This window comes from Streptomyces malaysiensis subsp. malaysiensis (assembly GCF_040653035.1).
In the GTDB taxonomy this organism is placed as follows: Bacteria; Actinomycetota; Actinomycetes; order Streptomycetales; family Streptomycetaceae; genus Streptomyces; species Streptomyces malaysiensis.
In genome coordinates, this window is record NZ_JBEZNG010000001.1 from 525,641 (window position 1) to 551,237 (window position 25,597).

General features: G+C 72.2%; 25 protein-coding genes and 1 pseudogene. 10 read left to right on the plus strand and 16 right to left on the minus strand.

Annotation, left to right across the window (positions count from 1 at the left end):
* Positions 1-253: 253 nt before the first annotated feature.
* Positions 254-1,075 (minus strand): ferritin-like fold-containing protein, encoded by an 822-nt coding sequence (locus AB0E24_RS02300; RefSeq protein WP_370685133.1) that lies wholly within the window; start codon positions 1,073-1,075, stop codon positions 254-256.
* A gap of 263 nt (positions 1,076-1,338) precedes the next feature.
* Between AB0E24_RS02300 and AB0E24_RS02305 the strand changes: the two are divergent.
* Positions 1,339-3,868: pseudogene (locus AB0E24_RS02305) on the plus strand (DEAD/DEAH box helicase).
* A 108-nt stretch (positions 3,869-3,976) separates the two neighbouring features.
* A complete protein-coding gene (locus AB0E24_RS02310; RefSeq protein WP_359374462.1) occupies positions 3,977-4,843 on the plus strand; it encodes an alpha/beta fold hydrolase in 867 nt (288 codons plus the stop codon).
* Positions 4,844-4,902: 59 nt separating this feature from the next.
* Here AB0E24_RS02310 and AB0E24_RS02315 read toward each other — a convergent pair whose 3' ends face one another.
* Positions 4,903-5,832 carry an NYN domain-containing protein gene (locus AB0E24_RS02315; RefSeq protein ID WP_069864294.1) on the minus strand — a complete coding sequence of 310 codons (930 nt, stop codon included), beginning with the start codon at positions 5,830-5,832 and terminating at the stop codon, positions 4,903-4,905.
* A gap of 215 nt (positions 5,833-6,047) precedes the next feature.
* Between AB0E24_RS02315 and AB0E24_RS02320 the strand changes: the two genes are divergently transcribed.
* Positions 6,048-6,200: a DUF8834 family protein gene (locus tag AB0E24_RS02320; RefSeq protein WP_087684286.1), complete on the plus strand. Its 153-nt coding sequence runs from the start codon at positions 6,048-6,050 to the stop codon at positions 6,198-6,200.
* A gap of 74 nt (positions 6,201-6,274) precedes the next feature.
* Here the strand turns inward: AB0E24_RS02320 and AB0E24_RS02325 are convergent, their stop codons facing one another.
* The 4 genes from AB0E24_RS02325 to AB0E24_RS02340 form a co-directional block, all read right to left on the minus strand.
* Positions 6,275-6,880, minus strand: coding sequence for a MarC family protein (locus AB0E24_RS02325; RefSeq protein WP_069864296.1), 606 nt, complete (start codon positions 6,878-6,880; stop codon positions 6,275-6,277).
* Positions 6,881-7,006: 126 nt separating this feature from the next.
* The gene (locus tag AB0E24_RS02330) at positions 7,007-7,861 is read right to left on the minus strand and encodes a PHP domain-containing protein (protein WP_206333265.1); all 855 of its coding nucleotides are present in this window, start codon (positions 7,859-7,861) and stop codon (positions 7,007-7,009) included.
* A gap of 179 nt (positions 7,862-8,040) precedes the next feature.
* Positions 8,041-8,682 carry a DUF6758 family protein gene (locus AB0E24_RS02335; protein ID WP_069864300.1) on the minus strand — a complete coding sequence of 214 codons (642 nt, stop codon included), beginning with the start codon at positions 8,680-8,682 and terminating at the stop codon, positions 8,041-8,043.
* Between the two features lie 134 nt (positions 8,683-8,816).
* Complete coding sequence (locus AB0E24_RS02340) at positions 8,817-9,422, minus strand: suppressor of fused domain protein (protein ID WP_359374465.1); 606 nt, start codon at positions 9,420-9,422, stop codon at positions 8,817-8,819.
* A gap of 449 nt (positions 9,423-9,871) precedes the next feature.
* On the opposite strand from AB0E24_RS02340, the gene AB0E24_RS02345 reads away from it, so the two are divergent.
* A complete protein-coding gene (locus AB0E24_RS02345; RefSeq protein ID WP_069865479.1) occupies positions 9,872-10,972 on the plus strand; it encodes a magnesium and cobalt transport protein CorA in 1,101 nt (366 codons plus the stop codon).
* A 66-nt stretch (positions 10,973-11,038) separates the two neighbouring features.
* Here the strand turns inward: AB0E24_RS02345 and AB0E24_RS02350 are convergent, their stop codons facing one another.
* On the minus strand, positions 11,039-12,010 hold the full coding sequence (locus AB0E24_RS02350; protein ID WP_359374467.1) for a DMT family transporter: 972 nt from the start codon (positions 12,008-12,010) through the stop codon (positions 11,039-11,041).
* Positions 12,011-12,094: 84 nt separating this feature from the next.
* Between AB0E24_RS02350 and AB0E24_RS02355 the strand changes: the two genes are divergently transcribed.
* Positions 12,095-12,640 (plus strand): hypothetical protein, encoded by a 546-nt coding sequence (locus AB0E24_RS02355; RefSeq protein WP_069864306.1) that lies wholly within the window; start codon positions 12,095-12,097, stop codon positions 12,638-12,640.
* A 149-nt stretch (positions 12,641-12,789) separates the two neighbouring features.
* On the opposite strand, the gene AB0E24_RS02360 is transcribed toward AB0E24_RS02355, so the two are convergent.
* A complete protein-coding gene (locus AB0E24_RS02360) occupies positions 12,790-13,536 on the minus strand; it encodes a hypothetical protein (protein ID WP_069864308.1) in 747 nt (248 codons plus the stop codon).
* 187 nt (positions 13,537-13,723) lie between these two features.
* Between AB0E24_RS02360 and AB0E24_RS02365 the strand changes: the two genes are divergently transcribed.
* From AB0E24_RS02365 to AB0E24_RS02375, 3 genes are read left to right on the plus strand one after another with little or no spacing between them, the layout of a single operon-like run.
* A complete protein-coding gene (locus tag AB0E24_RS02365; RefSeq protein WP_069864310.1) occupies positions 13,724-15,007 on the plus strand; it encodes a magnesium transporter MgtE N-terminal domain-containing protein in 1,284 nt (427 codons plus the stop codon).
* Positions 14,997-15,527, plus strand: a complete 531-nt coding sequence (locus tag AB0E24_RS02370; RefSeq protein ID WP_069864312.1) for a DUF1003 domain-containing protein — start codon at positions 14,997-14,999, stop codon at positions 15,525-15,527. The genes AB0E24_RS02365 and AB0E24_RS02370 overlap by 11 nt, the downstream gene beginning before the upstream one ends.
* A 41-nt stretch (positions 15,528-15,568) precedes the next feature.
* On the plus strand, positions 15,569-16,723 hold the full coding sequence (locus AB0E24_RS02375; RefSeq protein WP_069864314.1) for an Mrp/NBP35 family ATP-binding protein: 1,155 nt from the start codon (positions 15,569-15,571) through the stop codon (positions 16,721-16,723).
* Positions 16,724-16,795: 72 nt separating this feature from the next.
* On the opposite strand, the gene AB0E24_RS02380 is transcribed toward AB0E24_RS02375, so the two are convergent.
* From AB0E24_RS02380 to sigE, 5 genes are all read right to left on the minus strand, one after another.
* Positions 16,796-17,455, minus strand: a complete 660-nt coding sequence (locus tag AB0E24_RS02380) for a hypothetical protein (RefSeq protein ID WP_069864316.1) — start codon at positions 17,453-17,455, stop codon at positions 16,796-16,798.
* 118 nt (positions 17,456-17,573) lie between these two features.
* On the minus strand, positions 17,574-18,044 hold the full coding sequence (locus tag AB0E24_RS02385) for a sec-independent translocase (RefSeq protein WP_069864318.1): 471 nt from the start codon (positions 18,042-18,044) through the stop codon (positions 17,574-17,576).
* 196 nt (positions 18,045-18,240) lie between these two features.
* Complete coding sequence (locus AB0E24_RS02390; protein WP_069864320.1) at positions 18,241-19,941, minus strand: S1C family serine protease; 1,701 nt, start codon at positions 19,939-19,941, stop codon at positions 18,241-18,243.
* A gap of 414 nt (positions 19,942-20,355) precedes the next feature.
* Positions 20,356-21,285, minus strand: a complete 930-nt coding sequence (locus tag AB0E24_RS02395; protein WP_069864322.1) for an anti-sigma factor family protein — start codon at positions 21,283-21,285, stop codon at positions 20,356-20,358.
* Complete coding sequence (gene sigE, locus AB0E24_RS02400) at positions 21,282-22,097, minus strand: RNA polymerase sigma factor SigE (RefSeq protein WP_079153055.1); 816 nt, start codon at positions 22,095-22,097, stop codon at positions 21,282-21,284. Before sigE ends, AB0E24_RS02395 begins: the two co-directional genes overlap by 4 nt.
* Before the next feature lie 130 nt (positions 22,098-22,227).
* Here sigE and AB0E24_RS02405 point away from each other — a divergent pair, with 130 nt between their 5' ends.
* The gene (locus AB0E24_RS02405) at positions 22,228-22,893 is read left to right on the plus strand and encodes an O-methyltransferase (RefSeq protein ID WP_069864324.1); all 666 of its coding nucleotides are present in this window, start codon (positions 22,228-22,230) and stop codon (positions 22,891-22,893) included.
* Positions 22,894-23,095: 202 nt separating this feature from the next.
* On the opposite strand, the gene AB0E24_RS02410 is transcribed toward AB0E24_RS02405, so the two are convergent.
* On the minus strand, positions 23,096-23,263 hold the full coding sequence (locus tag AB0E24_RS02410; protein ID WP_003966491.1) for a DUF3117 domain-containing protein: 168 nt from the start codon (positions 23,261-23,263) through the stop codon (positions 23,096-23,098).
* 359 nt (positions 23,264-23,622) lie between these two features.
* Between AB0E24_RS02410 and chcB the strand changes: the two genes are divergently transcribed.
* Complete coding sequence (chcB, locus tag AB0E24_RS02415) at positions 23,623-24,429, plus strand: 2-cyclohexenylcarbonyl CoA isomerase (protein WP_359374473.1); 807 nt, start codon at positions 23,623-23,625, stop codon at positions 24,427-24,429.
* Between the two features lie 33 nt (positions 24,430-24,462).
* On the opposite strand, the gene AB0E24_RS02420 is transcribed toward chcB, so the two are convergent.
* The gene (locus AB0E24_RS02420; RefSeq protein WP_099014893.1) at positions 24,463-25,059 is read right to left on the minus strand and encodes a DNA-3-methyladenine glycosylase I; all 597 of its coding nucleotides are present in this window, start codon (positions 25,057-25,059) and stop codon (positions 24,463-24,465) included.
* Positions 25,056-25,586 carry a DivIVA domain-containing protein gene (locus AB0E24_RS02425; RefSeq protein WP_141765276.1) on the minus strand — a complete coding sequence of 177 codons (531 nt, stop codon included), beginning with the start codon at positions 25,584-25,586 and terminating at the stop codon, positions 25,056-25,058. The genes AB0E24_RS02420 and AB0E24_RS02425 overlap by 4 nt, the downstream gene beginning before the upstream one ends.
* Positions 25,587-25,597: the final 11 nt, after the last annotated feature.

Consider the following 25,597-nt stretch of genomic DNA (forward strand, 5'->3'; position numbering starts at 1 on the left):
CTGTCCAGCCGGGCTCCGGAGCACCGCCGGCCGCCGGAGCCCCCCGTTCCGTTCCCTCGCCGTCCGGTACCGGCCGTGGCCGTCCAGGACTGGCCGTGCGGGCCTAGGCGGATCGGCGGAAGTCGGCTGCGGTTCGGTGGCGCCCCGAAGGGGCGCGGGGCTGTATCGATATGCGGCTCCGCCGAGGCGCGCGACCAGCCACGACGGCGCCGCAGACGATCGACGGCAGGTCGGGGCACTTCCAGCTGAGCGCTCAGGCGGCGAGCCCCAGGGCGGCCATCCGCTTGGTGTGGGCCTCGGTGATCCGGGAGAACATCCGGCCCACCTCCGCCAGGTCGAACCCGTCGGCCACCCCGCCGACCAGCATCGTGGAGAGCGCGTCGCGGTCCGCGACCACCCGCTGGGCCTGCGACAGCGCCTCGCCCATCAGCCGCCGCGCCCACAGCGCCAGCCGCCCGCCGACCCGCGGATCGGCCTCGATCGCGGCACGCACCTTCTCGATCGCGAACGAGGCGTGTCCGGTGTCGTCGAGCACCTGGAGCACCAGATCGCGGGTGTCGGAATCCAGCCGGGCCGCGACCTCGCGGTAGAAGTCGCTGGCGATCGAGTCGCCCACGTACGCCTTGACCAGGCCCTCGAGCCAGTCGGACGGCGCGGTCTGGCGGTGGAACCCGTCCAGCGCCGCCGCGAACGGCTCCATGGCCGCCGTCGACTGCTCGCCGATCGCCGAGAGCCTGCCCCGGAGCCGCTCGAAGTGCTGGAACTCGGCGGACGCCATCTTCGCCAGCTCCGCCTTGTCCTCGAGCGTGGGCGCCAGCTTGGCGTCCTCCGCCAGCCGCTCGAAGGCGGCCAGCTCGCCATAGGCGAGGGCACCGAGCAGATCCACCACGGCGGCCCGGTACTGCGGATCGGCGGCCGCCGTGTCCCAGTCCTGGGCGGCGATCCCGGTGGGCTCCGGGGCCTTCTCCCCGCCGCCCTTCCCCGAAGCTGCGTGGTCCCCGGCGCGGTCCCCGGTGGTCGCGGCGGGCGTCTCAGCGGGCGTCTCAGGCGTGTCAGGCGTCTCCATGGAGCGCACAATAGCCCGCTCCGCGCCCCGGGGAAGGGCCTGGTCAGCCATGCCCCCGGATGCCCCGCATCGGACAGCCCGGTCACAGATGCGTACTTCCGGGGTACAGTGATAAATGCGCCCGTCGAGTATCGGCGGGTTGTTCCACGAATGCGGATGCCCGGTCGGTGGCCCGATCGGCTCCAAACCCGACCGCCCTCCGCGCGGCGCGCATCTGCGAATGCGCACGGCAGGAGGGACCCGCTCGCGGCGTGATCGCTCGAGCGAAGGCCGTGGTCCCGCGCCGAACCAGTCGTCCCCAGGCTGGTGCACCCGGGCGCCGTGCGACCCCCTTCGCCGCCTCCCGCCGCGCTCACAGAAGAGGCAAACATCCTGACCACCTTCCGAGAACTCGGGATCCTCCCCGAGACGGCCGAGGCCCTGGAAGCCGTCGGCATCACGTCCCCGTTTCCCATCCAGGAGATGACGCTCCCGGTCGCCCTCTCCGGCACCGACGTCATCGGCCAGGCCAAGACCGGCACCGGTAAGACGCTGGGTTTCGGCCTGCCCCTGCTGGAGCGCGTCATCGTCCCCGCGGACGTCGAGGCCGGCCGGGCCAAGCCCGAGCAGCTGTCCGACGCCCCGCAGGCGCTCGTGGTCGTCCCCACCCGCGAGCTGTGCCAGCAGGTGACCAACGACCTTCTGACCGCCGGTAAGGTCCGCGCCGTCCGCGTCGTGTCGATCTACGGCGGCCGCGCCTACGAACCGCAGGTCGAGGCCCTGAAGAAGGGTGTCGACGTGGTCGTCGGCACCCCGGGCCGGCTGCTGGACCTGGCGGGCCAGAAGAAGCTGCGGCTCTCCGCCGTCAAGGCGCTCGTCCTCGACGAGGCCGATGAGATGCTCGACCTGGGCTTCCTGCCCGACGTCGAGAAGATCATCCAGCTGCTGCCCGCCAAACGCCAGACGATGCTCTTCTCGGCCACCATGCCGGGCCAGGTCATCTCGCTGGCCCGGCGCTATATGTCGCAGCCCACGCACATCCGGGCCACCGCGCCGGACGACGAGGGCGCCACCGTGGCCAACATCACGCAGCATGTCTTCCGCGCCCACTCCCTGGACAAGCCGGAGGTCGTGGCGCGCGTGCTGCAAGCCGAGGGCCGCGGCCTCGTGATGATCTTCTGCCGTACGAAGCGGACCGCCGCCGATATCGCCGATCAGCTCGCGCGCCGTGGGTTCGCCTCCGGCGCGGTCCATGGCGACCTCGGCCAGGGGGCCCGCGAGCAGGCGCTGCGCGCCTTCCGCAACGGCAAGGTCGACGTGCTGGTGTGCACCGACGTCGCCGCGCGCGGCATCGACGTCGAGGGCGTCACGCATGTGATCAACTACCAGTCGCCCGAGGACGAGAAGACCTATCTGCACCGCATCGGCCGTACAGGCCGCGCGGGCGCCTCGGGCACCGCCATCACGCTCGTCGACTGGGACGACATCCCGCGCTGGCAGCTGATCAACAAGGCGCTGGACCTGACGTTCAACGAGCCGGAGGAGACGTACTCCACCTCCGAGCACCTCTACGAGCTGCTGAGCATCCCCGAGGGCACCACCGGTGTGCTGCCGCGTGCCGAGCGCACCCGGGCCGGACTCGCCGCCGAGGAGATCGAGGACCTGGGCGAGACCGGGGGCCGGGCCGGCCGCGGCCGCCGGGCCGCCGCCCCCGCCAAGGAGGAGCGCCCCGCGCGCAACCGCCGGGTGCGGCGCCGCACCCGTGGCGGTCTGACCCTGGACGGCGAGGGTGCCCCGGAGGGGGCGGCGGCGGCCGAGTCCGCCGCCGACACCGCCGAGGGCGCCGCCGAGCCCCGTAGGCCCCGCCGACGCCGCCGTACGCGCGGCGGTCTGGCGCCGGCCGCCCCCGAGGCGGCCACGGCCGCCGTCGACACGGCGGAGGCGGCCCAGCCGGAGGCGGAGGCGGCAGACGCCCCCGCCAAGCCGCGCCGCCGCCGCACCCGGGGCGCCACCAAGGCCGCCGAGGCGGCGACAGCGGCGGTCGAGACCGCCGAGGGCGCCACGGAGGAGTCCGCGAGCACCATCGAGGCGGCGGAGACGGCCGTGGCGACGGCGGAGGCTCCGGAAGCCGTGGAAACCGTGGAGGCCGTTGAGGCCCCCACGAAGCCGCGCCGCCGCACCCGCACCAAGGCAGCCGAGGCCACCGAGACCGTCGAGACGGCCGAAGGCACCACCGAGGCCGCTGACGCCGACGAAGCCGCCAAGCCGCGGCGCCGGACCCGCGCCAAGGCCGCCGAGGCGGCCCAGACCGCCGTGGAGACGGCCGAGGGCACGACGGAAGCCGCGGAGGCTCCCGCCAAGCCGCGGCGCCGGACCCGCGCCAAGGCGGCCGAGGCGGCCCAGACCGCCGTGGAAGCGGCCGAGGGCACGGCGGACGTGGTGAAGGCCGCCGGGACCGCCGAGGCGCTGCCGGAGGCCGTGGAGGCCCCCGCCAAGCCCCGCCGCCGCACCCGCGCCAAGGCAGCCGGGGCCACTGAGGCCATCGAGACGGCCGAAGGCACCACCGAGGCCGCCGATGCCGGTGAAGCCACCAAGCCCCGGCGCCGCACCCGCGCCACCGCCAAGGCCGACACCGCCGACGCACAGCCTGAGGCGGAGGCCGCCGAGGCCCCCGCCAAGCCGCGCCGCACTCGCGCCAAGGCGGCCAAGGCCGAACCCGAGGCTGAGGCCGGGACCGGGGCCGACGACGCCGCGCCCGCCAAGCCCCGGCGCCGGACCCGCGCCAAGGCGGCCGAGGCCGTCGAGGCCGCGGCCGAGGGCTGACACGGCACCGCGTGACAGCACACGCCCAGGGGCCCGCACCGCGACACCGTGGTGTGGGCCCCTGGGCGTTCACGTGCCGTTTCCCACGAGCTGTATAGCCTCATCCCCATGAGCAGGCCGCCCTTCCTCACACTGCCCGCGAGCGCCCGCGCGTACCGTCTCCGCACCGCGCGCGGGGAGTTCGCCGTCCATGACGCGCGGCCCGCTTCGGCGGCGCGCGGGACCGTCCTGCTGGTCCCGGGGTTCACCGGGAGCAAGGAGGACTTCATCGCGCTGCTGGAGCCGCTCGCCGCGGCCGGCTTCCGGGCCGTCGCCGTCGACGGGCGCGGGCAGCACGAGAGTCCTGGCCCCCGTAAGGAGGCCGCGTACGCCCGGAACGAGCTGGCCCTGGACCTGCTCGCACAGGCCACCGCCCTGAGCGCGGCGACCGAGGACCCCGTCCATCTGCTCGGGCATTCGCTCGGCGGGCTGATCTCACGGGCCGCCGTACTGCGCGACCCGGGGGCGTTCGCCTCACTGACGATCATGAGTTCCGGCCCGGCGGCCATCTCCTCCCCGCAGCGCGCCCGGATCAAGCTGCTGATCGACGCGCTCACCGTGATGGACATGGAGTCCGTATGGCAGGCGATGCGCGAGCTGGATCCGCCCGAGGCGGCCGACGAGGCGACACCGCCCGGGGTGGCGGAGTTCCTGCATCAGCGCTGGCTGGGGACCGTACCGGAGCAGCTGATCGTCACGGGGCGGCAGCTGTCGGAGGAGCCGGACCGGGTCGATGAGCTGGCGGCGCTGCGGCTGCGCACCCATGTGCTGTCCGGTGAGGCGGACTACGCCTGGCCGGTGCCGCTGATCGACGAGATGGCCGAACGGCTGGCCGCCCGCCGGACCGTGATCGAGGGCGCCGGGCACTCCCCCAACACCGAGCGGGCCCGCCCCACCGCCGACGCCCTGGTCTCCTTCTGGCGCGACGTGGGCTGAGCCCGAGAACGTCGCCGACGTCGCCGACGTCGCCGAGCCGGAGGCGGATCGGAAGGCGCTCAGTACTGCGCCTGGAGATGCTCCCAGAACCCGTCCCGCAGGGCGCGCCGCAGATCGGCGTGGGCGCGCAGCGAGAGCCGCAGCAGCCCCTCCGCGTCGATCAGCAGCTCCTGGTCCACGGAGCCGGGCAGATAGGGGTGGCCCGGCAGCAGGTCCGCGAGGGTCTCCCGACCGCGTGAGGACAGCCACTGGGCGGCGATCTGCGCCCCGACGAAGCGCACCTCGTCCCGGGTCGGGGCGGGCCCGCACAGCGGCGCGTCGCCGTTCGGCTCGTAGCCGGTGGCCCGCCGGGTGACATACGGCTTGCAGAAGTCGAGGTCGAAGGTGCGCTGGCTGTCGACCTCCCACAGCAGCGGCTCGGCCTGGTTGCGCCCGTCGAGGGCCTCGATGCCCCACAGGTGGACGCGGGCCCCGTAACCCTGGGCCGCCTCGACGGCGGAGACCAGGTCCTCGTCGCCGCCGATCAGCACGGCGTCGCCGATGGCGCGGTGGCGGGCGAGGGACTCCAGGTCGGAGCGGATGAGCGAGTCGACGCCCTTCTGCTGGTTGTTGGCGTTGAGGTTGCCGAGCCGGACCTTGACGTCGGGCAGCTCCGCGATGCTCTGCTGCTCCGCGGTGTGGATCCGGCGCCGGGCGCCGTCGAACCAGTAGACGCGCAGCAGCCTGCTGTCCGGGAAGATCGTGCGCGCCTTGTCGATGAACGCCTCGATGAGCCCCTCGGCGTCCAGCTCGAACGCGCGGCGGTCCTCCGTGCCCGCGACGAGGCGGCCGGCGGCCGCGTAGACATACCCCGCGTCAACGAAGATCGCGTGGGTCGAGGGTGTGGTCGCGACCTCGGCGAGCACCCGCTGAAGCAGCTCGTTGGTGCGCTCGATGCCCGCAGCGATCGAGGCGAGGTCTGGTTGGCCCGGAGGCGTGGCTTCACTCATACGCGGTTCATTCTCCGGGCGGCCTCATGAGGGGCACAACCGGACCCCACCCTCGCCGCCGGAAGGTATTTAGGCTGCGAAAAATTTTTATTAGCGTAGGGAATGTTTTCGGGGGACGCCCTCGTTGAACAGGTACAGGAGGGCGCGGCAGCGACGCTGCGCGGCTCCGTACACATCAAGTTCTCCTTCAGGAGGATCAGACGAAGGGAGAAGCCTTGCGCTTCGAGATCATGCGCCTTGACGATGTCGATGGCACCGCCATCGAGAGCACCGTCGTAGACGCCGCCTCCGTCAACCGGATCGTGCAGCAGGCCGCCGCTATCGGCCAGCGCATCTACATCCGCCCAGCCGACACCGTAGCCCGGTAGTGCCGTAAGGCCCTACAGCCGCACAGAGCGTCGAGCGCCCCCGTACGCGACGGTACGGGGGCGCTCGTGGCATGTCAGGCCGTGTGGGCCACCTGGATGACACCGTTGATGATCTGCTGCACCGCGATGGCGGAGAGCATCATCCCGGACAGCCGGGTGACCAGCACCACTCCGCCTTCCTTGATCACGCGAATGATCAGCAGGGAGTAGCGCATGGTGAGCCAGAGCACGCCGTGCATGGCCGCGATCGCGCACCACACCGCCACCTGATCACCGACCCCATGGGCGTGCTGGACGGCGAGGATCACCGAGACGATCGCGCCCGGCCCCGCCAGCAGCGGCATGCCGAGCGGCACGAGCGCGACATTGACGTCCTTGGTCTGGGTCGGCTCGTCGTTCTTACCGGTCAGCAGATCGAGCGCGATCAACAGGAGCAGCAGCCCGCCCGCGATCATCAGCGCGGGGACCGAGACATGGAGATAGTCGAGGATCTGCTGACCGCCGATGCCGAAGACGGCTATGACGCCGAAGGCGACGGCCGCCGCCTGGCCCGCCATCCTGCGCTGCACCTTGACCGGACGGCCCGAGGTCAGCCCGAGGAAGATGGGCGTGATGCCCGGCGGGTCCATGATCACGAAAAGGGTGAGAAAGAGGGATCCGAATACGGCGACGTCGAACACGGTGAATTGCCTTGCGAGGGAGGAGTACGAGGACGAGCGGGGGTGCCGTGCCGATGCGGCACGGGAACGCGGGGCAGGCGTGGGAAGGCGCCGGGACGGGAAGAGCGAGGAGGGACGGGGGTCCGCTCAGCCGCCCGTGCCCGGCACCGGGAAGGCCCCGGTCGCCCGGCGCACGATCTCTCCGTAGACCTCGGGATCGGTCGTGTACTCACCGAGCCGACACGCCTTACGGCTGCCGTGGTAGTCGCTGGAGCCGGTGGTGAGCAGACCGAGCTCGGCGGCGAGACCGCGCAGCCGCTTACGGGTGTCCTCGTCGTGGTCCATGTGGTCGACCTCGACGCCGTCCAGGCCCGCCGCCGCCAGCTCGCCGATCGCGCTCTCCGGGACGCACTGGCCCCGCTTGACGGCCAGCGGATGGGCGAAGACCGCGACCCCGCCGGCGCCCTTGACCAGCCGGATCGCCTCGAAGGGGTCCAGCTCGTGCTTCTCCACATGCGCGCGGCCGCCGTCGGCCAGCCAGTCCGGGGTGAAGGCGTCCGAAACGCTCTCCACGACACCCAGCTCGACCAGCGCGGTGGCGATATGCGGCCGCCCCACGGCGCCGTCCCCGGCGATCTCCGCCACCCGATCCCAGGTGATCGGCACATCCAGCTCACGCAGCTTGGCGACCATCGCCTGGGCCCGGGGCACCCGGTCGTCGCGCACCAGCTCGCGCTCGCGCGACAGCTCCGGCTCGACCGGGTCGAAGAGGTACGCCAGCATGTGCAGGCTGATCCCGTTCAGACGGCACGACAGCTCGGCGCCGGTGACCAGCGTCAGCCCGGCGGGCAGCGCCCGGGTCGCCTCCTCATAGCCGCCCACGGTGTCGTGGTCGGTGAGGGCGACGACGTCCAGACCCTCGGCGGCGGCGTTGCGCACCAGCTCGGCGGGGGTGTCCGTACCGTCCGACGCAGTGGAGTGGGTGTGCAGATCGATGCGCACGGCACGGACTCCAAGCTGCGTTCGGGATGGACCTAGGGGATGCCCCAGCATAACCACGCCCGGACAGGCCGGTGTCAGCGCCCCCGGGCCCTCGCATCAGCCACCGGCAGCGGCGGAACTTCCAGCGCCAGAACACCGGCGGCTGAGCTCCAACGGCGAAACGTCGGCAGCGCAAGGGCTCAGGGCGTGAGCAGCCTCGGTGAGAGCGCCCCGCAAGGCACCAGGTCGACCTCGGCGCCCGCGTCCCGCAGATCGGTGAGCACCATCTCGTCGTACATCAGCAGCCCGGTCTGCTCGGGCCAGACGACCGCCCACAGCCACAGCCCGCACGCCTCGCCCGCGAAGACCGCGCGGTCGTCCGGGGTGCCCTCGACATGCCACAGCGGGGTGGGCCGCCCGGCAGCCAGCACCTTGACATGCGGCGGCTTGTCCACCCGCATCCCCGGCCCCGGGTCGGGCCCCGGGATGCCCGCGAAGCGCGCGCCGAGCCCGACGCCCAGCTCCTCGGCGATCAGCAGCAGCTCCCCCACACCGCCCAGCGGCCCCGGGCCGGAGCAGGCAACCGCGGTGGCGCGGCCGCCGCTGCGGTCGTCCCCGGCGCAGGCCACCCCCGTGAACAGCCAGCCCACGGGCAGCGGCCACGGCATCCATACGGGCACCCGGGCGCGGTTGGTGACCACCACGAGTGCTTCGACGCTCGGCGGAACGACCGGCTGGAGGGGGTGCACCGTGCCATGCACTCCGCACTGCCAGGAGTCGGCGAAGAGACCGGGCGCTCGCACCCGGCCACCGCACTTCGGGCAACTGGGTTCGCCCCTCATAGGGCCCCACGGTCCTCCCCGGTCGTCGTCGCGTCAAGGACGATCACCCGTCCGGAGGTCACTTCCCGCAAGAGTTCCCCGCCCCCGCCCGGCTCGTACGGGCCCGGCGGGTCTTCCCCGCGGACCTACGGCTCTCAGCCCGTCAGCGGCACCCCGGAGCGCACCGGGTCGCGCAGATCCGCACCGTGCCGCAGCCAGCGGTCCTGGAGGGCGCCGGCGCCGTGCACCCGCTTCCACGCCGCCTCGTTCGCGGTCATCGGCAGCAGCGGCAGGAAGCGCACCGGTTCCATGGGCTCGAGCAGCTCCAAGTCCTCGACCAGACCGCCCGGTTCGGCGACCAGGACGGTGGTGTAGGGCGCCCCGGGCCACAGCGGCCCGCCGAGGTCCAGCGACGCGCCGGGGGTCACCACGACCCCCTCGACCTGGGGCGAGGCGGCCAGTACGGCGAGCGGCCGGAGCACCTCGTCAAGGACGGAGAGGTCGGGGCCGCGGCCGCCGGCCCGTACGGTCAGCACCAGCTCGGCGCGCGGCCCGTGCAGGGGGTCGGCGACGGTGGCGGTCGGGCTGGTCATCGGATGGTCCGACATGCCGAGGGTGGCGTAGCGGATCACATCGCCGTCGTCCCGGAATCGCAGCACTTCGATGCGGTCCGTACCGACGAAGGTGACGGCGGCGCGGGCGTCCGGCTCGCCCAGCGCGGTGATCAACCGGGCCTCGACCAGCTGAAGAACGTCTGACATGCGGTGAGCATAGATCGCGTATCGAACAGGCAAAGCGGGGCGGTAACGGTTCTGCCGACTGATAGCCTTAACCCTTGCCCAGGGAGTTACACGTCGTCCCTCACGGGGGACCGGCTGGAGGAGGTGGGGCTGCGGTGGATCCTAGTCGACCGTGCAGTACCGACAGTTCTCCCGTCGTTTCCCCTAGGTATGCGACCGCATGATCTGAAGCCTTCCGTACCCCGCCCACCGGCGGTGAAACACGCGAAGCCAACTCGCATCCAGGGCATCTGACGGTAGAGCGCCTTCGTACCGCTTTGTTCAAGTTCCATGAACTGCCGTCAGCGCCATCGCACGGAGCGCCGCCCGCTTTGCGGACGTACGGGCATCGGATGTCGTACGTCCACCTTCCGGGCGCAGCGCTGCGCCGCGCGCCCGCCGCTGACGGCCGGCCCGTGAAGGAGCCCGTCATGTCGATGATCCGTGACCTGCGCGCAGCCGTCCGCCCCGCCCTGCGCCGTTCCCGTACCGCCAGCGACTACGACGCCACGCGTGACCCGTCGGTCACCAGCGCCGTCGTCGACTGCGCGGTCTACCGGGACGGCAAGCGGGTCAGTGACCATGTGAGCCCGGCGAAGGCCATGGAGCGGGTCCGCCAGGAGGGCGGGTTCGCCTGGATCGGGCTGCACGAGCCCACCGAGCGCGAGTTCGCGGGGATCGCCCAGGAGTTCGGGCTGCACCCGCTGGCCGTCGAGGACGCCGTGCAGGCCCATCAGCGGCCCAAGCTGGAGCGGTACGACGAGACCCTCTTCACCGTCTTCAAGACCATCCACTACGTGGAGCACGCCGAACTCACCTCGACCAGCGAGGTGGTGGAGACCGGTGAGGTGATGTGCTTCACCGGCCGGAACTTCATCGTGACCGTGCGGCACGGCGGCCAGGGCTCGCTGCGCGCCCTGCGCCACCGGCTCCAGCAGGACCCGGAGCTGCTCGCCAAGGGCCCCTCCGCGGTGCTGCACGCCATCGCCGACCAGGTCGTGGACGGCTATCTGGCGGTCGCCGACGCGGTCCAGGACGACATCGACGAGGTCGAGATCGACGTCTTCTCGGCCGCGACGTCCCGGCGGGGCGGCGACGCGGGCCGGATCTACCAGCTCAAGCGCGAGGTCCTGGAGTTCAAGCGGGCCGTCTCACCGCTGCTGCGGCCGATGCAGCTGCTGAGCGAGCGTCCGATGCGGCTGGTGGACCCGGACATCCAGAAGTACTTCCGGGATGTCGCGGACCATCTGGCGCGGGTCAACGAGCAGGTGCTGGCCTTCGACGACCTGCTGAACTCGATCCTCCAGGCCAATCTGGCGCAGGCGACGGTCGCGCAGAACGAGGACATGCGGAAGATCACGTCCTGGGCGGCGATCTTCGCCGTGCCCACGATGATCGCGGGGATCTACGGCATGAACTTCGACTACATGCCGGAGCTGCGCTGGAAGTTCGGCTACCCGACCGTGCTCGTCGTCACCGTGGGCATCTGCTTCGCGATCCACCGCGGCTTCAAGCGCAACGGCTGGCTGTAAGGGGTCCTTGCACTATGGGCGCCCCCGCGGACGGACGGGCTCCTTACCGGGCGCGCGAAGGGCCCCTCACCGGGCGGGTTCGCCCGAGGGCGAGGGGTTCTTCCCGTCCGCCATGATGACCAGCGCGAGCCCGCCGAGGATCACCGCGAGCGCCGGATAGGCGGCCACGGGCGGCATCTGGCCCAGCCACAGGGCCGCGATCAGGGCCGCCCCCGGTGTCTCCAGCAGGATCGCGGTCGAGGTGACGGAGGGGCCGAGGCCCTTGACCACCCGGTTGATGAGGGTGTGCCCCAGCAGTTGCGCGGTGACCGTCAGCACGGCCAGCCGCAGCCAGGTGGTGCCGCCGTAGCCGCCGAGCTGCGCGCCCGCCACCAGGCAGGTCAGCAGCAGGAGCACGCTGGTGGTGGTGTAGCAGACGTAGGCGTACGCGGTGGTGCTCACCGAGCGGCGCACCTCCGCGCCGAGCAGGACGTAACCGGCCGCCGCCACCCCGCCCAGCAGCGCGAGCGCGTCGCCCAGCAGGGCGCGCGGCGACGCGGACAGATCGACCCCGGTGAGGATCACCACACCGAGGATCGCGAGCCCCATGCCCAGCCAGGCGAGCGTGGGCGAGCGGTGGCCGCGCAGCCGCAGCAGCAGCGCCGTCCAGATGGGGGTCGTGGTCACCAGCGCGGTCGAGGAGGCGACGGAGGTCATGTGCAGGCTCGGCAGCCAGGCCCCGAAGTGCACCGCGAGCAGCGCGCCCGCCCCGGCCGACAGCAGCGCGGTCCGGCGGCCCATCCCGCGCAGCTCGCCCCGGTGGCGCCACAGCGCGAGCGGGGTGAGCGCGCCCACCGCCATGGCGTTGCGCCAGAAGGCGATGGCGAGCGCGGGCGCCGCCGTCGCGGCGGCCAGCGGCGCGGAGAGCGAGACGCCCGCGATGGCGACCGTAAGGAGCGCGATGTCCACGGGGACGCCACCGTGGAGACGGCCACCGCCACCGGGTACGTCGGGGGTGGCGTTGCGGGCTGGGGTGCGGGCGGCACGGGCGGTGGGCACGCCGCCAGGGTAAGGCGCATGACCATACGACGGAACTGACATTTCACGGGCTGGGACGGTGTGTGACTGGCCTAGGCTGTCGGCATGACGCAGACGCCGATGGACCGTGCCCTTGTCGAGGAGGCGGCCAAGAAGTCCGCCCTCATCTGGGTCCAGGGCACCGAGGGCACCGCGCGCGCCCTGTGGCACATCTGGCACGAGGGCGCGGTCTGTCTCGTCGGGGACGGGCCCGGGGAGCAGCCGCTCCAGGGCCTCGGACTGGCCGACGGCGGAAGCGCCACGGTGACCGTGCGCAGCAAGGACAAGGGCGGGCGGCTGGTCAGCTGGCCCGCGCGGGTGGTCGAGCTGGCCCCGGGCGGCGAGGCGTGGACCGCGGCGGTCGACGAGCTCAAGGGCAAGCGGCTGAACGCGGCGGACGCCGACCGCATCCCGGAGCGCTGGGCGCGCGAATGCCGGGTGCTGCGGCTGGAGCCCACGGCCGGGGCGCTCGCCGAGCACCCCACCGGCTCCCTGGCGGCGGCCCCGCCGCCGTCCCCGGCGATCACGCGCCGCCCGATCCCGGCGGCGCTCCCCAAGCTGCTCGTCCGCCGCAGGAAGCGCGCCCGTGGCGCCCGTAAGGACGCGTCCTGACCATCTGAACGTTCGTAAGGACGCGTCCTGGCTGTCCGAACGCCCGTAGGGAGCGCCTCAGAGCTGCCCGATGCCCGTAAGGACGCGCCTCAGCCGTCCGGGCGCGTCCCCGAGGACGCGCCCTTCGGCCCCTTACGGACACCTCGCGGCTACGGCGTCTCCGGAATCTGCTGCCCGTAGTCGAGCACATGGCCCTTCTCCGGGGCGGTGATCTTGAAGCTGTCGTTCCAGTCCGCGAGCCGGATCACCCCCGCGCCGCCCGCCCGCTGGAGCCGCAGCGGATACGGCCGGCCCTCCAGGGAGACATCGAGCGCGCCGCCGTCCCCGGACGTGCCGGCGCTGATGCGGATCGTCCGTACGCCGTTCACCTGGCCGTGGTCCCCCGTGGTGATCTTGCCGTGCAGGCCGAGCAACCCGTCGAGCAGCAGCTTCATATCGGTGAAACCGCTGAGCCGCTGGTAGGAGGGGTCGCCGGAGGGGACCTTCACATACTTGTTGTCCAGCTTGCCGGCCGCGTGCTCCGCACCACCGCCTCCGCCGCTCTCGCCGTCGTGCGACCAGAAGCCCGCGTCGGCCTTGAGGTAGAGCTCCTTGCCGACCCGCAGCAGCTCGAAGCTGGAGCCCTTGGTGGAGACCTGGCCCGTGCCGCCGTCGGCGTTGAGCCGCATGTCCAGCTTGTAGGTGGCTCCCTTGGTGACGAGAGTGCCGGAGAGCCGCACCGAATTCGCGCTGACGGCCGCCTGACGGGCTCTGCTCTCGATCTTCGTGGCGGGGAGCTTTCCCACGCCGTTCGTCCCCGCGTCGGGGTCTTTCTCCCCGCCTCCGCCACACGCGGCGAGCGTGGCGGCCAACCCCGCGCACATCGCCGCAACGACCGCCCTGTTCCGGGTGCGCACGTCCGCTCTGCCTCCTGATGCCGGTGCAGTAGGGCAGCGTACCGGTGCCGTCCCGCCGTGTCCGCAGGGTGCCGTACCGCCCTCGCCCGGCGGCAGGGCAGGTGCGGGCACGTTAGCCTGAACCCGGTGAAGAGCGGATCATTACCTTGAATGCTCATAAAGCCCCACATACGAGGGGAGGCAGGGCATGCCGGCAGGCAACCCCCGGGTCTTCGTCTCGCATCTCGCGGGCGTCGCCGTCTTCGACCCCAACGGCGACCAAGTGGGGCGGGTGCGCGATGTCGTGGCGATGCTGCGGCTGGCCGGCCGCCCGCCGCGGCTGCTCGGCCTCGTGGTCGAGGTGATCGGCCGCCGCCGGATCTTCCTCCCCATGACCCGCGTGACCGGTGTGGAGTCCGGACAGGTCATCACCACCGGTGTGCTCAACATGCGCCGCTTCGAACAGCGCCCCACCGAGACCCTGGTCCTCGGCGAACTCCTGGACCGCACGGTGCGGCTGGTCGAGACCGGCGAGCCGGTGACGGTCCTGGACGTGGCGATGACCCAGCTGCCCCAGCGCCGGGAGTGGGAGATCGACAAGGTCTTCGTACGCCGCGGCAGGACCCGCGCACTGCGCCGCCGCGGCGAGGCGCTGACCGTGGACTGGTCGGCGGTCACCGGCTTCTCGCTGGAGGAGCAGGGGCAGGGCGCGGAGAACCTGCTGGCCACCTTCGAGCAGCTGCGCCCCGCCGACCTGGCCAATGTGCTGCACCATCTGTCCTCCAAGCGCCGGGGCGAGGTGGCGGCGGCCCTGGACGACGAGCGGCTCGCGGACGTCCTGGAGGAGCTGCCCGACGACGACCAGGTGGAGATCCTCGGCAAGCTCAAGGAGGAGCGCGCGGCGGACGTCCTGGAGGCCATGGACCCCGATGACGCGGCGGATCTGCTCTCCGAGCTCCCCGAGCCCGACAAGGAGCGGCTGCTGGCCCTGATGCGCCCGCGCGACGCGGCGGACATGCGGCGGCTGATGTCGTACGAGGAGGGGTCGGCGGGCGGTCTGATGACGACCGAGCCGATCGTGCTGCGCCCGGACGCCACCGTCGCGGACGCGCTCGCCCGGGTGCGCGACCAGGATCTGACCCCCGCGCTCGCCGCCCAGGTCTATGTGTGCCGCCCGCCCGACCAGACGCCCACCGGCCGCTATCTGGGCACCATCCACTTCCAACGGCTGCTGCGCGACGCGCCGTTCACCCTGGTCGGCGCGTCCGTGGACGCCGATCTGCCGACGCTGCCGCCGGACACCCCGCTGCCCGTCGTCGCCGGCCATCTGGCCACCTACAACCTGCTCGCGGCGCCCGTCGTGGACGAGACCGGCTCCCTGCTCGGCGCGGTGACGGTCGACGACGTCCTGGACCACCTGCTGCCGTCCGACTGGCGGGAGCGCGAACTGCACGCCGGGATGGCCCTGCCGGAGGCCGCGGATGGACGGTGAGCGCGGCCGTCTGGACCGGCCCAGGGAGCGGCGCCGCAGCCCGCTGCCGCGCTGGGACCCCGAGGCGTTCGGCAAGGCGTCGGAGCGGATCGCGCGGTTCCTGGGCACCGGGCGGTTCATCGCCTGGATGACGGTCTTCGTCGCCGTCTGGCTGACCTGGAACACCCTGGCACCGGCGCGGCTGCGGTTCGACCCCTTCCCGTTCATCTTCCTGACCCTGATGCTCTCGCTCCAGGCGTCCTACTCCGCCCCGCTGATCCTGCTGGCCCAGTACCGGCAGGCCGACCGCGACCGCGTCAACCTCGAACAGGACCGCAAGCAGAACGAACGGTCCATCGCCGACACCGAATTCCTCACCCGGGAGATCGCGGCGCTGCGGACGGGCCTGGGCGAGGTCGCCACCCGCGACTGGCTCCGCGACCAGCTGGCGGACCTGCGCCGGGAGCCGGACGGCGGACGGCCCGCCGCGCGGCCGGTCGGCCACGGCGAACTCCGGCCGGGTGAGGAACGCGACCGCTGACGGCCGTCCGCGCCCCACCCACGGCGCCGTACCATCTCCGTATGGCTACCGACACCCTCCCAGCGCCGAGCGAAGACGCGGTACGCGCCGCGCTCGCGACGGTCAACGACCCGGAGATCCACAAGCCGATCACCGACCTCGGCATGGTCAAATCCGTCGAGATCGCGGCGGATGGCTCGGTCGCCGTGGTGGTCTACCTCACGGTCTCCGGCTGTCCGATGCGGGACACGATCACCAGCAGTGTGCGGACGGCGGTCGCCGGGGTCGAGGGTGTGACCGGCGTCACGGTCGACCTCGAGGTGATGAGCGACGAGCAGCGGCGTGAGCTGGCCGCCTCGCTCCGCGGCGGCCAGGCCGAGCGCGAGGTGCCCTTCGCCAAGCCCGGCTCGCTGACCCGGGTCTACGCGGTGGCCTCCGGCAAGGGCGGGGTCGGCAAGTCCTCGGTGACGGTCAACCTGGCCGCCGCGATGGCCGCGGACGGGCTGAAGGTCGGCGTGGTGGACGCCGACATCTACGGCCACTCGGTGCCCCGCATGCTGGGCGCGGACGGCCGTCCCACCCAGGTCGAGAACATGATCATGCCGCCGTCGGCGAACGGTGTGAAGGTGATCTCGATCGGGATGTTCACCCCGGGGAACGCCCCGGTGGTCTGGCGCGGGCCGATGCTGCACCGCGCGCTCCAGCAGTTCCTGGCCGATGTCTACTGGGGCGACCTCGATGTGCTGCTGCTCGACCTCCCCCCGGGCACCGGAGATATCGCGATCTCCGTCGCCCAGCTGGTCCCCAACGCCGAGATCCTGGTGGTGACCACACCGCAGCAGGCCGCAGCCGAGGTCGCCGAGCGGGCCGGTGCGATCGCCGTCCAGACCCATCAGAAGATCGTCGGCGTGGTGGAGAACATGTCCGGGCTGCCCTGCCCGCACTGCGACGAGATGGTCGACGTCTTCGGCACCGGCGGTGGCCAGATGGTCGCCGACGGGCTCAGCCGGACCACCGGCACGACGGTGCCGGTGCTGGGCGCCATCCCGATCGACGTACGGCTGCGCGAGGGCGGCGACGAGGGGAAGCCGGTCGTGCTGACCGACCCCGACTCCCCGGCGGGCAGCGCGCTCAAGGCGATCGCGGGCAAGATCGGCGGACGTCAGCGCGGCCTGGCGGGCATGTCGCTGGGCGTCACCCCGCGCAACAAGTTCTGAGCGAGCTCGGCCACGGCCTATGGCTCGGGGGCGGTTTCCGCGGAAACCGCCCCCGAGCCATAGGCGTACGCACTACCCGTCGTAGCGGTTGATGTCCTTGACCACCGCGAAGCCCAGACCGTAGGCGCTCATCCCGCGCCCGTACGCGCCGATGTGCACGTCCTCGCCCGTCGTACCGGCCAGCACCCAGCCGTACTCCGACTCGCGGTAGTGGAAGTCGGTCGGCACCCCGTCCACCGGGAGCGACAGCTGCGACCAGCTCTCGCCCGCCAGGTCGTCCGCCAGCTCCCAGGCGATCGCGGTCTGCTGGTCCAGCCAGTCCTGGCGCAGCGCCCGCTCCATCCGGGTCGGCCAGGTGCACGACAACAGACCGGAGCCGGCCAGCCAGGCGGCCGAGGAGACCGAGGTGGCCTCCAGCTTGCCGGTGCCGTCGGCGCTGTCCCGCCCGGGGCGGCTGGCGACGGTGACGACCACCGTGAAGCGCTGCTGGTCCATGTCGGTCTCGACGCGCAGCGACGGCTCCTCGCCATGGCCGGTCGAGCCGTACTCGACGATGCCGTCGGCGGCCGCACCCACCTGCATCAGCCAGCGGGGGCCGGTGAACGCCTCGTCAAGCCCGTACCAGGGGAAGGCGGCCATCAGATAGCCGTCGACACTCCGCCGGGCGTCGGCGGGCAGCCCCTGCGCGGTCGCCGCCACCCCTCGTTCCCCTAGCCGACCCGTGGTCTCCATGTGCGCGCGGCCTCCTCGTTGCCCTGCGTCGTGGGCGGCCCGCCCCCCTCGGGCGACCCTCACCCCGGACAAAGGGAGGATAGCCATACGGGTCAACCAGGCCGGGCATACGGGGGGATCAAGTGGCGTCGGAGTCGAAAGGCGGACGCTCGTCGCGCTGCGGCTCCTCACGCTTGCGCAGCAGGTCAGGCGTGCCGGAGTCGCCCTTCGAGAGGGATGGCGGGGTGGTGCCGGAAGCCCCTGAAGAGCCCTGTTGCGGATCACTCTCCCGGCCGTGCACCGCGTCGGCGACCTCCGCCATCTCCTTGCGGAGGTCGAAGCCGTTACGGATCTCCTTCAGGCCGAGCTCATCGGAGTCCAGCACGTGCTTGCGCACGAACGTCTTGGGGTTGAGGTCCTCGAACTCGAAGTCCTTGAACTCCGGCCCCAGCTCGGAACGGATGTCCTCTTTGGCGCTGTCGGAGAACTCCCGGATCTTCCGGATGAAATGCGTCACATCCCGAATCACCTTCGGGAGCTTGTCCGGGCCGAAGACGAGCACCGCAAGGACAACGAGCGCGACAAGCTCGAGAGGTCCTATGTCCAACACCTTGCAGCTCCTCAAGACGTCTGGGGCCCCGGCCTGGGCCACTCAACACCGTACCTGGCGGCGGGGTCGGCAGGGGAGACGCCCGGCCAACAACGAGGGTCGGCGGCCTGAGTCGGCACCGCCCGAGTGGGCGGCGGATCAGCCGGTGACGACTCGAGCGGTGCACCGACTCAGCCACCGATCGGCCGCCGCCGGATCAGCCGCTGCCGGCCGAGCCCAGGGTCAGCTCCGCGGCGTGCTCCTTGCCGTCGCGCTCGACGGAGAGCCGGAGCCGGTCCCCGGGGCGGTGGCTGCGGATCTTCACGATCAGCTCCTGTCCGCTGTGCACCCGGACGCCATCCACCTCCGTGATCACATCACCTGGTTCGATCCCCGCCTTGTCCCCGGGGCCGCCCGAGGTGACCGGCGCGCCGCCGCCTGCGCCCTCGGTGTTCACCCGGGCGCCGTCGCCCGTATAGCCCATGTCGAGGGTGACGCCGATCACCGGATGGGTGGCCTTCCCTGTGTTGATCAGCTCCTCGGCGACCCGCTTGCCCTGGTTGATCGGGATGGCGAAGCCCAGGCCGATGCTGCCGCCCTGGCCGCCGCCGAGGCCCGAACCCTCGTCGGCCGCCCGGATCGCGCTGTTGATCCCGATGACCCGCCCCTTGCGGTCGACCAGGGGGCCACCGGAGTTACCCGGGTTGATCGGGGCGTCGGTCTGCAACGCGTCCACATAGCTGACGTCGCTGCCGTCCTCCTTCTCACCGCCCGCGGTGATGGGGCGCTCCTTGGCGCTGATGATCCCGGCGGTCACCGTGCCCGCCAGGTCGAAGGGGGCGCCGATGGCCACGACAGGGTCGCCGACGGCCACGGAGTCGGAGTTGCCCAGCGGCAGCGGGGTGAGCCCGGAGACGCGGTCGACCTTGATCACCGCCAGGTCGTATCCGGTGTCACGGCCGATGACCTTGGCGTCGGCGTCCTGGCCGCTGTTGAACGTCACCGATATGTCGCCGTCCGTGCCCGCGGGCTGGACGACGTGGTTGTTGGTGAGGATGTGGCCCCGCTTGTCGAGGACGAAGCCGGTGCCGGTGCCCTCCTCCGAGCTGCCGCGCACATGGATGGTCACCACACCGGGCAGCGAGCGGGCGGCGATCCCGGCGACGCTGCCCGGGGATCTGGCCTCCTTCTCCACCGGGGCCTGCGGGAGCTTCACATCGACGCCCCCGGAGACGCTGTCCCGCTCCACATAGGCGCCGATACCGCCGCCGACGCACCCCGCGACCAGGGCGATCAGCAGTACGGCGAGCCAGGCGCCACGGCGGGAGACCGTCTTCCGCTCGGCGGGCGGCGGGGCGGCCACGGTCCAGGGGTCGTAGCCACCCCACTGGGTGGTGGGGGCGGTCCGGGCGGCCATCGGGGGCTGGTGGCCCTGATGAGGCTCTCCGGTCACCGGAGGCACCTGTGTGCCGTGCGGCGGGGTCATCCCGGGGTGCGGCATCGGCGGGGGCGCGCTCTGCCCCGGTACGGGCCCCGCGGCGGGCCCTGCGACGGGCGGCAGGGTGGTGCCATGGGGCGGGGTCATCCCGGGCGCCTGGGGCGGAGCCTGGGCCATCCCGGACGTCTGAGGCGGAGCCTGGGCCATCCCGGGCGGGATATGCGTGCCCTGGGCGGGGGTCGCCACCGGGTGCTGAACGGGCGGGGCCGGGGCCCAGGGCCCGGGGTCGCCGTAGGGCGGAGTGCTGTACGGATCGGGCTCGTGCAACGGCCGGGGCGCCCGTTCCTCGGGGACGCGCTCCTCCATGGGGGCGTCCACCGGCTCCGGCGGCGCCTGGTCGGCGGCCGCCTCCGTACGCTTCTCGGCGGCCGGGCGGCTCCACCACTTCGGCTTCGGCCCAGGTGCCTTCGGCTCGTCCATGATCTCCCTTTATCGAAGGGCTCGGTTCTCCCCCGGCTACCGCGGGGAGGTGCCCCCGCCGGGGCGCTTCAGCCTCCCCCAGCTACCGCTGGGAGGTGCCCCCTGTCGACGGTCGACCGTGCTCGGGCCCTCGTTCCCGGGCCCTCCGCGCGCTCTCCCCTACGACGGCGACGCGCCCCTTCGGCTCGCCCCCAGCCACCGCTGGGAGGTGCCCCCGGCCGGACGACCCCAGCACCCGGGCCAGAACATCGCACCGTCCCGGGACATACGTCGCGCCTCCGGGTCGCGCTGCCCGGAGGCGATTCAATCAGGTCCGCCATCGCTTGCGCAGCGCGGACGAAAAGACCTTGTCATGATCGGCCAAGACCCGGGCGGCCGGTGAAGCCGCGCCGTCATCGCCGTGGCGCCCCTTCGCTACTTCGGGGGTGCGCTGATCCCGAAGTAGGGCGAGACGCCCGACGTGGGGCGGGACGGGACCGCCATCTGGGTCGGCGCGGGGGCCGGAGGCGTGGAGTTCGACGTCCGCAGCAGCTCCGTGACCGAGAGAATCGGCTGTATCAGCGGATTCAGCGCCGCCCCGACGGGCTGGCGCAGGGCCTGCGGATGCGGGGTGGCCGTCGGGGACTGGGCACCCGGGCGGGTGTCGGTGGTGGCCAGGAGGCCCACCTCCTGGCGGGTCCGCTCCCGGACGCCCGTGCTCACGGCGGATTCGGCGCCGACCGGGCGTGCCGCGGTGTCGGCGCCATCGGCTGAATTTCCCGGGGGGTCGACCGCCGCGTCCAGCGGAAGGGCCGCGCCGAGCGCGAAGGCCGCCAGCGAGACCGCTCCGGCCGCCGCGAAGGCGAACCTGCGGCGCGGGGCGGGGCGCTGCTCGACCTCATGGATCCTGAAGCCGCGCTGACGCGAGGCACGGGCCGACGCCGCCGGTGCGATCGCGGTGCCCGGGGGCACCGTGGGCACGAAGGCGAACGCCCGCTCCCGTCTCTCCTCCACCTCCCGGACGTCGCGCACCTCCCGGACGTCCCGCTGGCCGCCGCGCATATCGCGCGGGCCGAAGACACCGGGGCCCCCGAACGGGGAGCCGCCGCCCATACCGTCCTCGCCCGCGGCCGGAAGGCCCTGGAGACGGGCCAGAAAGCCCTCGGACGGCCCCGGGGGCGCCGTCTGGGCGAACACATTTTTCAGCCGGCGCTGAGCGTCGGCTTCCGCCTTGCACTTGCAGCAGGTGGCGATATGGGCGAGGACGCGCTCCCGCGCGTCATGCCCAAGCTCACCGTCGACCAGAGCCGCAAGGCGGTCGCCGAGATGCTGCTCGGCGGGGGACGGACCGCCTGATCGGGTCACGCGATTCCGACCTCCCCGCTCAGTCGGGGGGCCGCACTCGGCGCCACCGCGGCGACCTCTTGCTGCTGTCCGCTCCGCGCCGCGGGGGCGCGGTGCTGAAGCGCCTTGCGCAGATGGGAGCGGCCGCGGTGGATACGGCTGCGCACCGTGCCGAGCTTGACGCCCAGAGTGGCCGCGATCTCCTCGTACGAAAGCCCCTCGATGTCACAGAGCACCACGGCGGCGCGGAACTCCGGGGCGAGGGTGTCCAGCGCCTGCTGCACATCGGCGTCGAAGTGGGTGTCGTTGAAGTGCTGCTGGGGAGAGGGCTCGCGGCTGGGGAGCCGCTCCGCCGCGTCCTCGCCGAGAGCGTCGAAGCGGATGCGCTGCCGACGGCGGACCATGTCGAGGAAGAGATTGGTGGTGATGCGGTGCAGCCAGCCCTCGAACGTGCCCGGGGTGTACGTCGACAGCGAGCGGAAGACGCGGACGAACACTTCCTGGGTGAGGTCCTCGGCGTCGTGCTGGTTACCGGTGAGCCGATAGGCGAGGCGGTAGACCCGTGCGCTATGAGTGCTGACGATCTCCTCCCAGGTAGGAGGCGTCCACGCCGGGGCGTCCGCATCCGTGGCGAAGGTCGCGGTGGTGGCGGAATCGGCGGAGAGCGCACCTCCCGTGCCCTTTGGGCTACGGGGGCGAGAACGGTCAGCGGTGTTGGTCACGGATTTCGGCTCGCCCACTGACCTGCGAAAGCGCCTCAGCACTCCCCGGTCACCGGTCGCAGCCGCACCTCCCCTGTCGGCTCTGGTGGTGTCCAGTAGAGCCCCTACCATATCCACCTCGCCCGTTAGCTCCGGATAAGCATTTTTGACCTGCATTTGGTCGTGATCCATACAGTCCCCCCGGCTTCTTCAACGCCTGGTCCCATCTGCGGGTTCCCGAGCGCAGCGGATACAGTCACCGTTGCGCCAACTACGGGGACAGGAGAGGGTCATTACCGGCAACCGGCAGACGAGCTGGGCGTTCGCCGACGCGTTCGTCGCCGAGGACGAAGCCCTTCACTGGGCCCGTGACCGGGCTCGGGAGGCAGGGCTGCGCTCGGTGTCGGCGGGCACCGGCGCCGCGCTGCGGCTGCTCGCTGCCACCGCGGATGCCAAGGTCGTCGCCGAGATCGGCACCGGGACGGGCGTCTCCGGGATCCATCTGCTGCGGGGCATGCGCCCCGATGGCGTGCTGACCACCGTGGACACCGAACCGGAGATGCAGCAGTTCGCCAAGCAGGCGTTCCGCGCGGCCGGGTTCACCGGGAACCGGGCGCGCTTCATCCCCGGCCGCGCCCTCGATGTGCTGCCCCGGCTGGCCGACGGCGGATACGACCTGGTCTTCTGCGACGGCGACCGGCTGGAGTGCCTGGACTACCTCGCCGAATCGTTGCGTCTGCTACGGCCCGGTGGGCTGGTCTGCTTCGAGGGGGTCTTCGCCAACGGGCGGACCGTGGACTCCGCCGCACAGCCCACGGAGGTGCTGCGCGTGCGCGAGCTGCTGCGGACCGTCAGGGAGTCCACCGTGCTCCAGTCGTCCCTGCTGCCGGTCGGCGACGGTCTGCTCTGCGCGGTCAAGCGGGGCTGAGCGGTCGAGCCGGGCTGAGCGGCCAAGCAAGGCGAGTGGTCAAGCGAGGCCGAAACGTCCGGCCCGGCCGGTCCCCCGCCCTGGCACCTGCCCCCCTTTACGAGCGCCCGGCGCCGGGCCCCCTTACGAGCGCTGCCCCGGCGGTCGGTACCTGACGTACCGGCCGCCGGGGCAGCGCGCGGGTGATGGTGGGCCGCAAGCGTCAGCCGACGACTTTCTTCAGGGCGTCGCCGAGGGCGTCGGCCTCGTCCGGTGTCAGCTCGACGACGAGCCGACCGCCGCCTTCGAGCGGAACGCGCATGACGATGCCCCGCCCCTCCTTGGTCACCTCGAGCGGGCCGTCGCCCGTCCGCGGCTTCATGGCCGCCATGCTCGTTCCCCTTCCTGAAACCAGCTCATCGCAGCCGACAACCCAGGTGTCACCGGCATCGAACACGTTGCTTCCCCTTCATTATCCCGCATGGCACGACCCGATGACCAACATCGGTCGGCAACGCCTGTGCGAGGCGCTCCCCCAAAACCACCCAATTCGGGGAGGCGATCGCGGTAGCGTACGCCCGCCGTCACCGAACGAAGGGTCGGTTCTTTGACGCAGGTCACATGTCGGTCGGTCATGATCTCCGGCATGCTGTGCGCTGACCGCCGCGGCAGGCCCCTCCCGGGGCCCGCCCGCGCGGCCGCCGCCCGAGCCGCCCCGCCCGCAGCCCCGCCTCATCCCGGAGGACCGCCATGGCCGACACCGTGCTCTACGACCTCACCGAGGGTCTCGCGACGATCACACTCAATCGTTCCGACGCGATGAACGCCCTCAACATCGACACCAAGGTGGCGCTGCGCGACGCGCTGCTGGAGGCCGCGGAGGACCCGGCGGTGCGGGCCGTGCTGCTCATCGGCTCCGGACAGCGGGCCTTCTGCGTCGGCCAGGACCTCAAGGAGCACATCGGCCTGCTGGCCGCCGATCGCGAGGGCAGCGGCGAGGGCTCGACCATGAGCACGGTGGCGCTGCACTACAACCCGATCGTCACCGCGATCGCCGGGATGCCGAAGCCGGTGGTCGCAGCCGTGAACGGGGTCGCGGCGGGTGCCGGGGCGGGCTTCGCCTTCGCCGCCGACTACCGGATCGTCGCGGACACCGCCGCCTTCAACACCTCCTTCGCCGGGGTCGCGCTGACCGCCGACTCAGGGGTCTCCTGGACCCTTCAGCGGCTGATCGGATACGGCCGCGCGACGGACCTTCTGCTCTTCCCGCGCAATATCGGCGCCCAAGAGGCGCTCGAGCTGGGCATCGCCCACAAGGTGGTCCCGGCCGACGAGCTGGCCGACGAGGCGGCGGCGGTCGCCCGGCGACTGGCCGAGGGGCCCACCGCGGCCTATGCGGCGATCAAGGAGTCCCTGGCCTTCGCCGCGGGCCACACCCTCACCGAATCCCTGGCCATGGAGGACGAGCTCCAGCGCCGCGCGGGGGCGTCGGATGACCACGTCATCGCGGTGAACGCGTTCGTGAACAAGGAGAAGCCGAGGTTCATCGGCCGCTGAGCGATCTCCGTCCCGCCCCGGCGGCCGGGGCGGTCAGACCGCCTCGCGGATATGGCAGCCGGCCAGATGGTCGTTGACCAGGCCACATGCCTGCATCAGGGCGTACGCCGTGGTGGGGCCGACGAAGCGGAAGCCGCGCTTCTTGAGGTCGCGGCTGAGGGCCGTGGACTCCGGGGTGATCGCGGGGACATCGGCGGCGGTCCGCGGGACCGGGCGGCCGTCGGGTGCCGGGGCGTAGGACCAGATGAGCTCGTCCAGCTCGCCGGGGGCCAGCTCCCTGGCGGCGCGGGCGTTGGCGATCGTGGCGGCGATCTTGGCGCGGTTGCGGATGATGCCGGGGTCGGCGAGCAGCCGCGCCTCATCGGCCTCGGTGAACTCCGCGACCTTCTCGATCGAGAAGCCGGCGAAGGCGGCCCGGAACCCCTCCCGGCGGCGCAGGATGGTCAGCCAGGACAGCCCGGACTGGAACGCCTCCAGGCAGATCCGCTCATAGAGCGCGTCATCGCCGTGGACCGGGCGGCCCCACTCCGTGTCGTGATAGACGCGGTAGTCGGCCATGGTCTCGGCCTCCAGGCCCCAGGGACAGCGCGCCAGACCGTCCGGCCCCGGAACCACACCCGGCTCGCTCATGCGCCATGCCCTTCGTAGCCGCGCCCGTCAAAGCCGCGCCCCTCGTACCCACGCCCCTCGAAGCCGGGCCCTTCGAAGCCCGTGCCCTCGAAACCGCCGCCCTCGAAGCCGCGCCGCTCATGGCCGGGGCCCTCGAAGGCGCCGGGGCCCTCGAAGCCGCTCCGCCCGAAGCCATGGTCGTCCTCCGGGACCGAGAGCGGATCGGGGCCGGGCCCGGGGGAAGACAAGGGCTTCGGGCGCGCGCCCGCGAGCGCCGCCTCCAGGTCGGCGATCCGGGCGTCGCGCTCGGCGAGCTCGGCACCGAGGCGGCCCAGCACATCGTCGACGTCCGCCATCCGGTAGCCCCGCAGCGTCATGGGCAGCCGCAGCGCCTCCACATCGGCGCGCGCCAGCGGCCGGTCGGCGGGCAGCGGATCGTCCAGCCGGTCCGGGGGCGCCTCGGTGAGCGGGCCGTCACCGCCGCCGACGACGGCGAGCGTGACCCCGCCGACCACCACGACCAGCGCGATCAGCAAGAACAAGAACACGGTGATCGTCT

Coding starts and splice junctions, on each gene's coding strand:
- AB0E24_RS02310 (WP_359374462.1), top strand. CDS start 3,977: ATGAGCAGGCCGCCCTTCCTCACACTGCCCGCGAGCGCCCGCGCGTAC.
- AB0E24_RS02315 (WP_069864294.1), bottom strand. CDS start 5,832: ATGAGTGAAGCCACGCCTCCGGGCCAACCAGACCTCGCCTCGATCGCT.
- AB0E24_RS02335 (WP_069864300.1), bottom strand. CDS start 8,682: ATGAGGGGCGAACCCAGTTGCCCGAAGTGCGGTGGCCGGGTGCGAGCG.
- AB0E24_RS02340 (WP_359374465.1), bottom strand. CDS start 9,422: ATGTCAGACGTTCTTCAGCTGGTCGAGGCCCGGTTGATCACCGCGCTG.
- AB0E24_RS02345 (WP_069865479.1), top strand. CDS start 9,872: ATGTCGATGATCCGTGACCTGCGCGCAGCCGTCCGCCCCGCCCTGCGC.
- AB0E24_RS02355 (WP_069864306.1), top strand. CDS start 12,095: ATGACGCAGACGCCGATGGACCGTGCCCTTGTCGAGGAGGCGGCCAAG.
- AB0E24_RS02365 (WP_069864310.1), top strand. CDS start 13,724: ATGCCGGCAGGCAACCCCCGGGTCTTCGTCTCGCATCTCGCGGGCGTC.
- AB0E24_RS02370 (WP_069864312.1), top strand. CDS start 14,997: ATGGACGGTGAGCGCGGCCGTCTGGACCGGCCCAGGGAGCGGCGCCGC.
- AB0E24_RS02375 (WP_069864314.1), top strand. CDS start 15,569: ATGGCTACCGACACCCTCCCAGCGCCGAGCGAAGACGCGGTACGCGCC.
- AB0E24_RS02380 (WP_069864316.1), bottom strand. CDS start 17,455: ATGGAGACCACGGGTCGGCTAGGGGAACGAGGGGTGGCGGCGACCGCG.
- AB0E24_RS02390 (WP_069864320.1), bottom strand. CDS start 19,941: ATGGACGAGCCGAAGGCACCTGGGCCGAAGCCGAAGTGGTGGAGCCGC.
- sigE (WP_079153055.1), bottom strand. CDS start 22,097: ATGGTAGGGGCTCTACTGGACACCACCAGAGCCGACAGGGGAGGTGCG.
- AB0E24_RS02410 (WP_003966491.1), bottom strand. CDS start 23,263: ATGGCGGCCATGAAGCCGCGGACGGGCGACGGCCCGCTCGAGGTGACC.
- chcB (WP_359374473.1), top strand. CDS start 23,623: ATGGCCGACACCGTGCTCTACGACCTCACCGAGGGTCTCGCGACGATC.
- AB0E24_RS02420 (WP_099014893.1), bottom strand. CDS start 25,059: ATGAGCGAGCCGGGTGTGGTTCCGGGGCCGGACGGTCTGGCGCGCTGT.